The sequence below is a fragment of the Paracoccus albus genome (assembly GCF_027913035.1).
GTDB classification, from domain to species: domain Bacteria; phylum Pseudomonadota; class Alphaproteobacteria; order Rhodobacterales; family Rhodobacteraceae; genus Paracoccus; species Paracoccus albus.
Map to the genome: position 1 here is coordinate 2341393 of NZ_CP115775.1, position 13234 is coordinate 2354626.

Sequence of the window (13234 nt, forward strand, 5' to 3'; positions counted from 1 at the left end):
AAAATCGGCACCATGTGAATCTCCGTCCGATTCAGATCAAACGCAAACCGCTTTAGGAGGTTGAATACCTCATTGCTTTTGGTCAGACAGAAACAGCGAGTCCCGAATTCTGGAGGGCGGAAACCCAGCCACCATAGGAATATCCCATCCCCTTTTGCGATATCCGTCGATCTGGTATCCGCCAAGCTGCCAGTCAAGAGTTGGCGAAAAACGGAAGAGGCCGTCGTAGTATGGTCCACCCGGTCCTGGTGTCAGTTCTCCCACGATCACGTCGGCTGCGGTAGCATAGCAATCGACGCTGATAAACGGTCTGTCGATTTCCTTCTGAACTGATTGCGCAACCATGAGAAGCTGCTCGGCCTGTTTCGGAACGATTGGTCGGCCGGGTATCGCGTAATTTTCATTTACCCGGACAATGTCTGTCCCCAAAGGTTCAAACTGTCCGTTGAAGAAACATATTTCGTCGGGAGCAGTATTTCTGTTGAACTGGATAATCAGTTCGACGCCGCTGTCGAAGGTATAGAGCTTGTAATCGTATGGTATTTCAACCTGACCATTTTCACCCGTCACAAACTCCTCGACCATCACGCTGCTAAGTTGAGTGCCAATAGCCCGGGTCAGTTCAGCGATTACTTCTGTTTCGGACAGAAGCTTCATGCTGAAAAGATCGAGGAACCGGTCGCGTACTCGGAAAAGGACGAACACGCCCTTTTTCGAACACAAATGAGTCGGTTTGATGACAAAGGCATTGGGCAAATTGGCGAAATCGACTTCGTTAGGGGATCTGGCCAACTGATACAATTGTGGAAGTCGCGCACCTGCGGCCGCAGCAATGCGCCGGGTTTCCTCCTTGTCGATCGAGATGCGGTGAGAATCCGTTTTTTCAATATGAGCTTGGATAAAATCGGTAAACCGCTCAACAACTCTCATTTCGGGATTCACTCCTCACTTTATTATAGCCATACATGACGGCTTTCGCGCGGTTATACTGGGTCATTTCTTAAGGTTTCGTTAACGTATGGAGGGATAAGCAACGGCTGAACCGCAAAGAAAAAAGAAGGCCGGGCTGCTTACCCGGCCCCTTTTCAGATCAGCACACCAGAGGTCTGCTTTTCCGGATGTGGCGAACCGCCATTTTGCGGCCTTGCCTGCCAGAGACCAACAGGCGAGCAGGTGAGCGTTCGACACCCTCGCGAAGCTGGGGGAAGATCGTGAAAATTTCTTCCAATGCGGCCGGACCGACAGCTTTCAGCGCCTCGGGACCGGTAAACAGCGACTCGCTCTCGGCGCCGTTGGCGATCACCACCTGATGCTCCTCGAACAGGAAATGCACATAGGTCACCTCTGCCAGATCATAGGCAATGTCGATTCCCTCGACCTGCAACAGCTGCTTTGCCGCGACAAGCACCTCCATCGCGCCAAACATTCGCAGCGCAATCTTTGAACGCAACAGCATCCGGTGCTGAGGAGACACGATCAGGTCGGAGGCCGGAATACCTTCACCAAGTGCGCCAGCTTTGATACGGATCGGACGAAGGTTAGGGTTTTCGTGCAGCACCTGCGAAGTGAGCTTCCGCTTACCGATCCAGCGAATAGCCTGCTGGCCCGCATCTCGCGTGACGACCATATCGCCGACTTTCAGATCGCCAGCAGCGACCTCTCCGTCGGCTGTCAATATAAGCGCATCCTCACCGAAACAGACAACGGCGGTGTTGTCCGTGGTCAGATCCATCGCGGCTGTCGTATCCGCGCCGCTCAGGATCGTCATCGAGAACTTGGAGTCAAATGCTTTGTCGATGCTGATATCGTCTAGCTTACCGTCGTCGGCCTGATCGCCACGTAGCCAGTCCAACGGATGATCATAGGGGGCCAGACCGGCGTCTACGCGCGCCGCGTTGATAATCGCCAGATTGGCCATGTTGTAGTGGCCCGACAGGTCAACGAAGTCGTTATTGGCGCGCACGCCGTCGTTGAAGTCCTGCCCCGCTGCAAGGTTGAAGTCGCGGATGATGTCGCCATCGCCTGCGATGAAAGTATCGAAACCCTCGCCGCCCGTCTGGTCGTCAGCACCGCGTTGGCCGTCGTGATAGTCGTTCCCATCGCCGCCGACCAGCGTGTCATCGTCCACCCCGCCATACAGGGTATCGTCGCCGGTGCCTGCATCGACGAGGTCGTCGTCGTTCATCCAATCTTTTTCGTGGGTATGTCCTGCGTCGATGTAGTCATTCCCATCGCCACCGAATATCGTATCGGCTCTGACACCGCTATAAATGGTATCGTCGCCCGCGCCCGCATCTACATAGTTGAAATCCTGCAGACCGGTTTTCTCAAGCGCCTGCGCAAGGATGAGGTCGTCACCATCTTCGCCATAGATGGTGTCAGATCCATCATGACCCCAGATCGTATCGTCACCGACGCCCGCTTCCACATAGTCATCGCCATAATAGCCATCGATCCTGTCAGCACCGGCACCACCATAGAGCGTATCGTCATCTTCGCGGCCAAGAAGGGTGTCGTCGCCTGCCCCGCCGTCAATCTTGTCGTCGCCTGCGTCGCCCTGAATATGGTCGTTTCCGCCGTCGGTCCCTGAATGAGAGCCATTGTCGCCAGCCAAGACGTCGTTACCATTACCCCCATGGATGGTATCGTCGCCCAGTCCACCGACCATATCGTCACTGCCAGCCAGACCGATGAGAAGGTCATTGCCTTCATCGCCGCGAAGCAAATCGTCTCCGCCCTCGCCATGAAGCGTATCGTTGCCCTCTTGCCCTTCTATCGCATCATTCCCGTCGCCACCCAAGAGAAGATCGTTGCCAGTTCCACCGATCATACTGTCCCAACCGGAGCCGCCTCGCATGGTGTCGTCACCAGCCTGTCCGAAAAGGGTGTCGTTTTGGTCGGGCAACGTCGAATCGGTGATTTCATCGCCCGAAATCAGGTCGTTGCCTGCGCCGCCGAGAATCCAATCAGCGTCGGCATCGCCATGCAGTGTATCGTCGCCGTAGCCGCCCTGGATCGTGTCCCGACCGCGGTCACCGTGTACAAGGTTCGCATCACCAGAGACTAAATCAATATAAGCGCCGGCTTCGATGCTGTCGTCGCCTGCCCCGCCGTGGATCGTGTCGTCGTGGTCATGGCCCCATATGGTGTCATCGCCATCGTCGCCATAAATCAAGTCAGTGCCGGTGAGACCGTCCAACTGGTCATTACCTGCACCGCCATGCAGTGTATCGTTGTCTCCGAGACCGAGGACGGTATCGTCTCCGACGCCGCCAATCAGGCTATCGTCACCCAGGCCACCCTGGACATGGTCGTCACCACCTTCAGTCGGCGAGTTAATATGGTCATCGCCATCTATGACATCATTGCCAGCATAGCCCCATACAACATCATCGCCGAGACCACCAAACAGCGTGTCGCCCTCGTCAATACCGTCGAATTCATCATAGCCGATAACAGAGTCATTGCCGTCGCCGCCATGAAGCCAGTCGGCACCTTCCTGACCCCGAAGCGTGTCATTGCCGCCATCACCCAGCAGGGTATCGTCGCCGGTCTGCCCTGCAAGCTGATCGTTGCCGAGTTCTCCTTCAAGCCGGTCGTCACCCGCCTGACCTTTCAGGGTATCGTTTTCGACGGTGCCGATTAGCGTGTCGGCCTGCGCGGTGCCTTCTTCAAATGCCATGATGACCTTCTCCATACGTCGCGATTAACATAGAGCAACTTTTGGTTGCGGAGATGGCGGTTACATTACTTTAAAGTGTGTTAACAGTGCTTGCCGGAAAGTTTTCGCGAAAAAATGCAACTTTGCCGCTAGTAGTAGATAGATCTGCCACTGGTAGCTGTGCCAACGCGCTCTTCTACCTTCGCCGCGCCAGACACAAGGCCCTTGCAGCGCCTCGTCGGCGACCCTATGTTCGTTTGGTCCGGTTCGCCGGACTATGGACATAAACGCGCTCGTAATAAGCGGATCGGACCCGGGGGCGGTACCCGGCGGCTCCACCATAATTCGCCTTCGTTGGGGGGATCTGGGGCCGAAACAGGATCGACGAACGTGTAAAGGGGATGGCTTTGTCTCGGTGAGCTACCACCGTTATCGGTGCAAAATGTACAGTTGCCAACGACAACCGTGCTCCGGTCGCTCTGGCTGCGTAAGCAGCTCGGGTAACCGAAACTTAACTCCTTGCGCTTAGCCGCGTAAGGCGGGGCCCGCAGGAGCCTTGCAACAGAATCCTGCACCTTTTCCCAATATTGCTATTTGATCTGGTCCTCGGCGTCCGCACCGCGAATGATTGCGGGTGCCCAAATGCCATGCAGCACAACTGAAATCAGCACGATCAGCGCAGAGATCGCCCAAAGCTGGCGGCCAACATCAATATTGAAGTCGGCGTTGTTGAGCGCGTAGGACAAATAGTAAAACGTGCCGATGCCGCGTATCCCAAGAACAGAAATCGCAACCCTCTGACGTTGTGAGACATCTGTTCCGATCAGCCCGATCCAGCCGCACAGCGGACGGATCACCGCGATCACCAGCACCGCCAGCAATATCATCGGCGCGGTCAGTTGGGCCAACAACCCTTGCGCCACCGCAACGCCAAGCATCAGCAGCAGCAGCGCGAGGAACAGCATCTCTATCTCCTCGCCGAAGTCGTGAAGGATGACGTGATAATCATGCTCTCTTTCATAATCGCGGAAAGTCAGTGCGGCGACAAAAACAGCCAGAAAGCCGTAACCCTGCGCCAGCTCGCACAGCCCATAGGCGGTCAGTGTCAATGAAAGCGCGACAAAACCCTGCGCGCCCTTCACCGGATCGACCAGCACAAAGACCAGCCGTGCAACAACTGCGCCGACCAGCAGACCCATTCCGATGCCACAGGCGATTTTCCACAGCACAGACACGGTCAGCCAGTGCTGAATAGCGCTTGCATCCAACCCTTCCGTCGCGGCAGCAATCGCCAGATAAACGAAGGGAAAAGCAAGACCGTCATTCAGCCCGGCCTCACTGGTCAGGGCAAAGCGTGTCTCAGGCTCATTCCCCTCGCGCGGCTTGCCAACCTGCACGCTGGCCGCAAGAACTGGATCGGTGGGCGCAATCGCCGCACCCAGCAACATCGCTGCGGCCAGAGGCAGGCCCGCCAGCCAGATGCCGCCAAGCGCCACCATCGCAATGGAAAGCGGCATGGTGATCGCCAGCAGGCGCCAGGTGGTCGCCCATGAGCGCCAGCCGACCCTTCGGTCGATTTTCAGACCCGCTCCGGTCAGGGACATGATCACCGCGAACTCTGTCAGCTTTTCAATGAAAAGGCCCAGCGAGATGACATCGATGGCCGGGAAATTCGGCAGCGCGAACGGCAGCAGCAGGCCTGCCCCGACAAGCACCATCGGCAGCGATACAGGGACATTCTTCAGAAAATGCGGCAGGATCGCGGCCAGCAAGGTCACGATCCCCAGCAAGGACAGAAACAGTTCGTAGTTCATGGGTCTCCTTTGCCGGGACAGCCCTTCTTTTGCCGCCCCGTCGTCACAGTCGCCCCCTTTTCATGGCTGGTTCAATCCCTATACTCGACACGATCACGGCACCAATGCCGGGTAAAAACGGCGAAGGGGACGGGCATGACGCGCGCAATCGATTATGGCGGATTGATGCATCGGGCCATGCAGGGGCTGATTTCGGATGTTCTGCAACGCGTTGCCGAAAACGGCCTGCCCGGAGAGCACCATTTCTTCATCACCTTCGACACGCGGGAAGAAGGCGTCGAAATCGCCGACTGGCTGCGGGAACGTTACCCGGCCGAAATGACCATCGTGATTCAGCACTGGTACGAGAACCTTATTGTTGAAGATGACCGGTTTGAAGTGACTCTGAACTTCGGCAACTCGCCAGAGCGGCTGATCGTTCCCTTCGATGCCATGCGCACCTTTGTCGACCCGTCGGTCGAATTCGGTCTGCGTTTTGAGACGCAGGAAAGCGAAGACGAAGAAGACGATGGCGCCGAAGGCGTCATTGAAGAAGCTCAGGAAGTAGACATCCCGAAAGAAGGTGGCGAGGTGGTCAGCCTCGACAAGTGGCGGAAGTAGTCTCCGTCAAAAGCCCCAGATATTCCATCTGCGCGCAGAGTGGAGACGAGGTTCGCCCAGACGTCTCGACACTGCCCTGCCTTCAGAGCCAGCTTCGCATACTGCCGCATACCATTTGCGAATCCTCCGCCCTGCCGCTAAAACCCACGCAAAATCGCGAGGGAGCCGCAGATGACCAAAACCCGCACCGAGACCGACAGCTTCGGCCCGCTGGAGGTTGACGCCTCCAAATACTGGGGCGCGCAGACGCAGCGTTCGATCATGAACTTCCCCATCGGCTGGGAACGCCAGCCCGTGGCGATCATCCGTGCGCTTGGTGCCATCAAGCTGGCGGCGGCGCGGATCAACATGCGCGAGGGCAAGCTGGACGAGAAGATCGGCGGCGCGATGGAACAGGCCGCGACCGAGGTCTTCGAAGGCAAGTTCGACGATAACTTCCCGCTGGTGGTCTGGCAGACCGGGTCCGGCACCCAGTCGAACATGAACGCGAACGAAGTCGTGTCGAACCGCGCGATTGAGATTCTGGGCGGCGAACTTGGGTCGAAAGACCCTGTTCACCCAAACGATCACGTGAATATGGGCCAGTCCTCCAACGACACCTTCCCGACCGCGATGCATGTCGCCATCGGCATGATGGCCCGCGACACGCTGCTGCCCGGTCTGGAAAAGCTGGCATCGGCGTTGGAAGCGAAGTCCGACGAATTCAAGGACATCATCAAGATCGGCCGCACGCATACGCAGGACGCGACACCGCTGACGCTGGGACAGGAATTCGGCGGCTACGCCCATCAGGTCCGCATGGGGATCGAGCGTGTGAAGCTGTGTCTGCCGCAGATCTATGAACTCGCGCAGGGTGGCACGGCAGTCGGCACCGGGCTGAACACCAAGAAGGGCTGGGACAAGGACATCGCCGCCGAGATCGCCAAGATCACCGACCTGCCCTTCGTCACCGCCCCGAACAAGTTCGAAGCCCTGGCCGCGCATGACGCCATGGTCTTCTTCTCGGGGGCGCTGAAAACCATCGCGGCAAGCCTCTTCAAGATCGCCAACGACCTGCGCCTGCTGGGCTCTGGCCCGCGTTCCGGTCTGGGCGAGTTGATCCTGCCCGAGAACGAGCCGGGGTCCTCGATCATGCCCGGCAAGGTCAACCCGACCCAGGCCGAGGCGCTGACCATGGTCTGCGCCCATGTCATGGGCAATGACGCGGCGGTCGGGATTGCCGGCTCGCAGGGTCATTTCGAACTGAACGTCTATAACCCGATGATGTCCTATAACGTGCTGCAGTCGATGCAATTGCTGGGCGACGCGGCGGGATCCTTCACCGACAATATGGTCGCCGGAACGCAGGCAAACACTGCCCGGATCGACACGCTGATGAAGGAATCGCTGATGCTGGTGACGGCTCTGGCGCCGACCATCGGTTACGACAATGCGACCAAGGTCGCCAAGACGGCCCATAAGAACGGCACCACGCTACGCGAGGAAGCCGTCGGCATGGGCTTTGTGACCGAGGACGAATTCGACAAGATCGTCCGGCCAGAGCAGATGATTGGGCCGTCGGACTGATCCTGCCATTAAATGAGTTGAAGGCGCGTCCGGTGGGCGCGCCTTTCTCTATTTTACCGTCTCTCGCATCGTCATCCAACAGAGGGCAGCGTCCGACCGCGGGCTGCCGCTGCCAAGGTTGCCGCTTTGCACTTTATGGCGCATCCCCGCCGCCCATCTGTTCAGTGCAGACCGGACCGAAGCGGCCGCCCATGGGCGGTCGGCCGCTGCCCGGCGGCGCAATGCGCCTTGGATTCCGGGCAGTATCCCGGAAACGATCCTTGGCTTTACGCTCGCCTTTCCGACCGATAGCCTCGCCGCAGGTTTCGCGCAGAAGTGGAGGAACGGCTTTGGCGACTGCAAGATGGACAGATTGGAGTGGTCAGGGCCTTGAACACTGTCAGCTCAGCAAGAGCGCAGAGGGTGGTCACCGACTCGAGGGTGCCGTAGCTGGAACAAGACATGGGCTATATGGCGGACACTATGTTGTGCTAGCCGATGAACAGTTCCGAACGCGTGAGGTCCGCATGGACTATGTAGGCGGCCCGTCCCTGCATGTCGCATCTGACGGAAAAGGAAGCTGGCACGACCTGCTAAGCGACAGCCCGATCCCGACCTTGGAAGGGTGCATGGACATCGATATCGGGATCACGCCCGCGACGAACACGCTGCCGATAAGGCGTCTAAGGCTCGCGTCACAGCAGAGCGCAGACATTTTTGCGGCCTATGTACCCCTGCCCGATCAAATCGACGGATGCTTTTTACCCATGCGGGCCGAGCAGCGATATACCTGCCTCATTCCTGGCAAACGCTATCGCTACGAGGGGTTATTTCGCAACTTTACCGCTGATCTGGAGATTGATCATCACGGTCTCGTGCTTGATTATCCCCAGACATTTCGCCGGGTTGCTGAGCTTTGATCATCGATGAAGCCATGCAATGCTGGGATTTAGCGAACGTTTTTCAGTAACCCAATCGACATGACCCAAATCACCAACCTCAACCGCTTCCGCAAGCAAAAAGCCCGCGAGGACGCCCGGCAACAGGCCGACGCCAATGCAGCCAAGCATGGCCGCACAAAGGCGCAAAAGCTTGCCGAGAAGGCCGACAAGGACCGCGCGGCAAAGAATCTCGACGGGGTGAAGCGTGACGATTGAGCTGCCGCCGATGGATGCGCCGGCGAAGCGCTCGGTTTCTATCGACGGGCATCGCACCTCGGTCAGTCTGGAGGATGCGTTCTGGCGGGCGCTCGACCGGATCGCCAAAGCAGGCGGCATCACCCGCGCCGCGCTGATCGCGGAAATCGACCATGCGCGCCCGCCCGAGGTGGGTCTCGGTACCGCCTGTCGTCTGTTCGTGCTGGCAGAATCCGGGAAGGGACGCTAAGTCACCCCTGACGAATTCAGGAGGCCCCGATGATCCCGCGTTACGCCCGCCCCGAAATGACCGCCATCTGGTCGCCGGAAACCAAGTTCCGCATCTGGTATGAGATCGAGGCCTATGCCTGCGACGCACAGGCCGAACTGGGCGTCATCCCGAAGGAGAATGCCGAGGCCGTCTGGAAGGCGAAGGATGTCGAATTCGACGTTGCCCGAATTGACGAGATCGAGGCCGTCACAAAGCATGACGTCATCGCCTTCCTGACCCATCTGGCCGAACATATCGGCAGCGAACAGGCGCGTTTCGTGCATCAGGGCATGACGTCGTCCGATGTGCTGGACACCACGCTGAACGTCCAGCTTGTTCGCGCGGCCGATATTCTGCTGGCCGATATGGACAAGCTGCTGGATGCGCTGAAACGCCGCGCGATGGAACATAAGGACACGGTGCGGATCGGTCGCAGCCACGGCATCCATGCCGAACCGACGACCATGGGCCTGACCTTCGCCCGCTTCTACGCCGAGATGGACCGGAACAAGCGCCGTCTGGAAGCCGCGCGGGCCGAAATTGCGACCGGCGCGATCTCGGGCGCGGTCGGGACATTTGCGAATATCGACCCCTATGTCGAAGAATATGTCTGCGAAAAAATGGGCCTTCGGCCCGAGCCGATCAGCACGCAGGTCATCCCCCGCGACCGTCACGCCATGTTCTTCGCGACACTTGGCGTCATCGCCTCCAGCATCGAAAATATCGCCATCGAGATCCGCCACATGCAGCGCACCGAAGTGCTGGAGGCCGAGGAATTCTTCTCGCCCGGCCAGAAGGGATCAAGCGCGATGCCGCATAAACGCAACCCGGTGCTGACCGAAAACCTGACCGGGCTGGCCCGGCTTGTCCGCATGGCCGTGATCCCGGCGATGGAGAATGTGGCCCTGTGGCATGAACGCGATATCAGCCATTCCTCGGTCGAACGCGGGATCGCCCCGGATGCCACGATCACGCTGGATTTCGCGTTGAACCGGCTGGCGGGCGTGGTCGATAAGCTGGTCATCTATCCCGACAATATGCTGGCAAATATGAACAAGTTTAAGGGTCTGGTGATGTCGCAGCGGGTGTTGCTGGCGCTGACGCAGGCCGGTGTCTCGCGCGAGGATGCCTATCGCCTCGTCCAGCGGAACGCCATGAAGGTCTGGGAAGAAGGCAAGGATTTCAAGGAAGAACTGCTTGCCGATCCAGAGGTGACGGCGGCGCTGTCCCCGGCTGAGATCGAGGAGAAATTCGACCTCGGCTACCATACCAAACATGTCGAGACGATTTTCGGTCGCGTCTTCGGCGAAGCCAGCTAACAGGCGCTTAAGCTTTCCCTGTCATATTTGCATCTGCGAATCACAGGGGAAGCATCGATGCAGGCACTGGCGCTTACGTCACGACAAAAGGCTGCCGTGATTGTCCGGTTGCTGCTGGCCGACGACGAAATACTGTCGTTGGAGCGTATCGCCCCGGCTGCACAGGCCGCCCTCGCGCATGAAATGGCCCGGATGGGGATCGTCGACACCACAACCCGCGATCAGGTGGTGGCGGAATTCTGCGATTCACTTGAACAGGTCGGACTGACCTTTCCAGAGGGTCTGGCTGATGTGCTCGACAGTCTTTCCGGCGCATTTTCGCAGGACATCACTGACCGCCTTCGGCGCATGGCCGCAATGGCCGGGGATGCCGACCCTTGGGAACGCATCTCAACCATGCCCCCCAAACAGCTGTGCGAGCTTGCAAAGTCCGAGGCGGTGGAGATCGCGGCAGTCATGTTTTCGCGCCTGCCCGTTGCCAAAGCTTCCGAGGCATTCGCGATGATGCCGCAAGATCAGGCGCGAAAGATCGCCTATGCCATGTCACTTACCGGCGGCATAGAAGAGGCTGCATTGAAGCGGATCGGCATGGCATTGCTGTATGCTGCCGAACGCCTTGCACGGCCTGCGCTCGATGGCGGACCGGTTGAAAAGGTTGGCGCGATACTGAACTTCACGCCGGCCGGAAAGCGCGATGCCGTGTTGGATGGATTAGAGGCGGACGACGCCGATTTCGCCCGCGCTGTGCGCAAATCCATATTCACATGGGCCAATATCCCGCAACGTATCGACCCAAGGGATATTCCACGCATCCTGCGCGAAGTCGACTCTCAGGTATTGACCCGAGCAATTGCTGGCGCAAAGGACAAGAATCGTCCCAGTGCGGAATTCATACTAAGCAGCTTGGCGACGCGCATGGCTGAAACCCTCCGGGAAGAGGCGGACGCCATGACACGGCTGACCGAGGATGAGGCGGAAGAGGCAATGGCCGAAATCGTCTCTACCATCCGGCGCATGGAAAGCTCTGGCGATCTGTTCCTCATCGCGGGTGAAGAAGAAAACACCGCCACCGCTGAAATCGCCGTCGCGACTGCCCAAGAATAGTGTTGCTGGAAGATTAGCTGGGAACTCAAGCCCCTCACGACGCTGACGACAGGTCTGCGTTTTGGTTCCCGATCGGCGCTGACGCCGGCCAGGAATGTCGACGAGGTTTAACAGGGCCGCGTGTCGGGACGATTTCGAGCAAGCGAGGGGCCACACAAGGCAGATTTCCGGTCATCTGCCCTGCTTCGCACTATTGCCAGATAAGCCACGCGCCAACAAGACCCAGGGGTATCGTCAACTGCGCGCTCAATCCCATTCGGACTGGCGTGATTTTTCCAGATTGCCGAAGCGGGTAAAGCGGCCCTCGAAGGCCAGCTCGACGGTGCCGATGGGGCCATGACGCTGCTTGCCGATAATAACCTCTGCCTTGCCGTGGACAGAGTTCATGACCTCCTGCCACTTGGCCAGCTTCTCAAGCTCATGATCGGCGGGCTTTTCACGTTCTCGGTAATATTCTTCCCGGAACACAAACATCACGATGTCGGCGTCCTGCTCGATCGAGCCGGATTCGCGCAGGTCAGAAAGTTGCGGGCGCTTGTCTTCGCGGCTTTCCACCTGACGCGACAGCTGAGACAGCGCGATCACAGGAATGTTCAGCTCTTTCGCGATGGCTTTCAGCCCCTGCGTGATCTCCGAGACCTCGTTCACACGGCTGTCCTTGGCACTGGCGGCCTTCAGAAGCTGCAGATAATCGACGATAACCAGATCAAGCCCATGTGTCCGCTTCAATTTGCGGGCGCGTGCGGCCAGCTGGTTGATCGGCAATGCAGGCGTATCGTCGATGTAAAGAGGACAGGATTGCAGGTCATTTGCGGCCTGCACGAAACGCCGGAATTCCTCTTCCGACATATCGCCAGAGCGGATCTGGTGGCTGCCGACTTCGGATGCTTCCGACAGAATCCGCGCAGCAAGCTGTTCGGCCGACATCTCCAGCGAAAAGAAGCCGACAACGCCGCCGGACACTGCGCCGATTGTCCCGTCGGCCTTTTCGCCTGATTTGTAGGCCTTGGCGATGTTGAAGGCGATGTTGGTCGCCAGCGAGGTTTTCCCCATCGAGGGGCGGCCAGCGAGGATCAGCAGGTCCGAATTGTTCAGCCCGCCCATCTTCCGATCCAGATCGACCAGCCCGGTCGGGATGCCCGAAAGCTGTCCGTCGCGCTGATAGGCAGCGGCAGCTGCGTCAACGGCACCTGTGACCGCCTTGAGGAACGACTGAAAGCCGCGTTCGGCCACGCCCTGCTCGCCCAGCTTGTAAAGGGTCTGTTCAGCTGCCTTGATCTGCTCTTCCGCATCATCTTCCACGCGCACCGACGCCGCGCGGGCGGAAATATCTTGGCCCAGCGTGATCAGGTCGCGGCGCAGCGCGAATTCGCGGATCATCTGGGCATAGTCGCGCGCCGCATATGCCGAAATAGCAGCCGCCGCGATCCGCGCAAGATAAGCCGGACCACCCAGATCCTTCAGCCCGCTATCGCCTTCCAGAAACGCTTTCAGGGTCACAGGGCTGGCAAGCGCGTTCTTGCGGATACGCTCTGCCGCGATCTCATAGATCCGCGTATGAACCGGTTCATAGAAATGTTCAGGCTTAAGCAACTGGCTGATGCGGTCGAATACATCGTTGTTCGTCAGCAATGCGCCAAGAAGCTGCTGTTCTGCCTCGATGGAATAGGGAACGCTTTGTTCTTCCGAATCAGATGCGACCTGAGCTGGTTGCAACGCCCTGATCTCGTTCATGACCTGTCCCCGTTTATTCTTATGAAGCTGCCTCTATGCCACAATATATG

At 58.4% G+C, this 13234-nt stretch carries 11 protein-coding genes and 1 other RNA gene; 8 read left to right on the forward strand and 4 right to left on the reverse strand.

What is annotated here, in order from left to right; translation table 11 throughout:
• Positions 1-69 precede the first annotated feature (69 nt).
• Positions 70-930: an ATP-grasp fold amidoligase family protein gene (locus tag PAF20_RS11740; RefSeq protein WP_271070820.1), complete on the reverse strand. Its 861-nt coding sequence runs from the start codon at positions 928-930 to the stop codon at positions 70-72.
• Positions 931-1090: 160 nt separating this feature from the next.
• A complete protein-coding gene (locus PAF20_RS11745; protein WP_271070821.1) occupies positions 1091-3682 on the reverse strand; it encodes a Hint domain-containing protein in 2592 nt (863 codons plus the stop codon).
• A 200-nt stretch (positions 3683-3882) separates the two neighbouring features.
• On the opposite strand from PAF20_RS11745, the gene ssrA reads away from it, so the two are divergent.
• Positions 3883-4237: a transfer-messenger RNA gene (ssrA, locus tag PAF20_RS11750) on the forward strand.
• A 14-nt stretch (positions 4238-4251) separates the two neighbouring features.
• Here ssrA and PAF20_RS11755 read toward each other — a convergent pair.
• The gene (locus PAF20_RS11755; protein WP_271070822.1) at positions 4252-5475 is read right to left on the reverse strand and encodes a cation:proton antiporter; all 1224 of its coding nucleotides are present in this window, start codon (positions 5473-5475) and stop codon (positions 4252-4254) included.
• Between the two features lie 135 nt (positions 5476-5610).
• Between PAF20_RS11755 and PAF20_RS11760 the strand changes: the two genes are divergently transcribed.
• The 7 genes from PAF20_RS11760 to PAF20_RS11790 all read left to right on the forward strand — a co-directional run bounded on the left by PAF20_RS11760 (position 5611) and on the right by PAF20_RS11790 (position 11450).
• The gene (locus PAF20_RS11760; RefSeq protein WP_271070823.1) at positions 5611-6075 is read left to right on the forward strand and encodes an SspB family protein; all 465 of its coding nucleotides are present in this window, start codon (positions 5611-5613) and stop codon (positions 6073-6075) included.
• 171 nt (positions 6076-6246) lie between these two features.
• Entirely contained in the window at positions 6247-7641 is a 1395-nt protein-coding gene (fumC, locus tag PAF20_RS11765) for a class II fumarate hydratase (protein WP_271070824.1), read from the forward strand.
• A gap of 221 nt (positions 7642-7862) precedes the next feature.
• Positions 7863-8540, forward strand: coding sequence for a putative glycolipid-binding domain-containing protein (locus PAF20_RS11770; RefSeq protein ID WP_271073319.1), 678 nt, complete (start codon positions 7863-7865; stop codon positions 8538-8540).
• Positions 8541-8600: 60 nt separating this feature from the next.
• Complete coding sequence (locus PAF20_RS11775) at positions 8601-8777, forward strand: DUF4169 family protein (protein ID WP_271070825.1); 177 nt, start codon at positions 8601-8603, stop codon at positions 8775-8777.
• A gap of 10 nt (positions 8778-8787) precedes the next feature.
• Positions 8788-9006, forward strand: coding sequence for a ribbon-helix-helix domain-containing protein (locus PAF20_RS11780; RefSeq protein ID WP_271073320.1), 219 nt, complete (start codon positions 8788-8790; stop codon positions 9004-9006).
• Between the two features lie 29 nt (positions 9007-9035).
• Positions 9036-10346 carry an adenylosuccinate lyase gene (purB, locus tag PAF20_RS11785; protein WP_271070826.1) on the forward strand — a complete coding sequence of 437 codons (1311 nt, stop codon included), beginning with the start codon at positions 9036-9038 and terminating at the stop codon, positions 10344-10346.
• 57 nt (positions 10347-10403) lie between these two features.
• A complete protein-coding gene (locus PAF20_RS11790) occupies positions 10404-11450 on the forward strand; it encodes a FliG C-terminal domain-containing protein (protein ID WP_271070827.1) in 1047 nt (348 codons plus the stop codon).
• Positions 11451-11696: 246 nt separating this feature from the next.
• Here PAF20_RS11790 and PAF20_RS11795 read toward each other — a convergent pair whose 3' ends face one another.
• Entirely contained in the window at positions 11697-13184 is a 1488-nt protein-coding gene (locus PAF20_RS11795) for a replicative DNA helicase (RefSeq protein WP_271070828.1), read from the reverse strand.
• Positions 13185-13234 lie beyond the last annotated feature (50 nt).

What these genes read in the sequence shown, in the direction of transcription:
- PAF20_RS11740 (WP_271070820.1), bottom strand. Translation starts at nt 930, where the DNA reads ATGAGAGTTGTTGAGCGGTTTACCGATTTTATCCAAGCTCATATTGAA.
- PAF20_RS11745 (WP_271070821.1), bottom strand. Translation starts at nt 3,682, where the DNA reads ATGGCATTTGAAGAAGGCACCGCGCAGGCCGACACGCTAATCGGCACC.
- PAF20_RS11755 (WP_271070822.1), bottom strand. Translation starts at nt 5,475, where the DNA reads ATGAACTACGAACTGTTTCTGTCCTTGCTGGGGATCGTGACCTTGCTG.
- PAF20_RS11760 (WP_271070823.1), top strand. Translation starts at nt 5,611, where the DNA reads ATGACGCGCGCAATCGATTATGGCGGATTGATGCATCGGGCCATGCAG.
- fumC (WP_271070824.1), top strand. Translation starts at nt 6,247, where the DNA reads ATGACCAAAACCCGCACCGAGACCGACAGCTTCGGCCCGCTGGAGGTT.
- PAF20_RS11770 (WP_271073319.1), top strand. Translation starts at nt 7,863, where the DNA reads ATGCGCCTTGGATTCCGGGCAGTATCCCGGAAACGATCCTTGGCTTTA.
- PAF20_RS11775 (WP_271070825.1), top strand. Translation starts at nt 8,601, where the DNA reads ATGACCCAAATCACCAACCTCAACCGCTTCCGCAAGCAAAAAGCCCGC.
- PAF20_RS11780 (WP_271073320.1), top strand. Translation starts at nt 8,788, where the DNA reads ATGGATGCGCCGGCGAAGCGCTCGGTTTCTATCGACGGGCATCGCACC.
- purB (WP_271070826.1), top strand. Translation starts at nt 9,036, where the DNA reads ATGATCCCGCGTTACGCCCGCCCCGAAATGACCGCCATCTGGTCGCCG.
- PAF20_RS11790 (WP_271070827.1), top strand. Translation starts at nt 10,404, where the DNA reads ATGCAGGCACTGGCGCTTACGTCACGACAAAAGGCTGCCGTGATTGTC.
- PAF20_RS11795 (WP_271070828.1), bottom strand. Translation starts at nt 13,184, where the DNA reads ATGAACGAGATCAGGGCGTTGCAACCAGCTCAGGTCGCATCTGATTCG.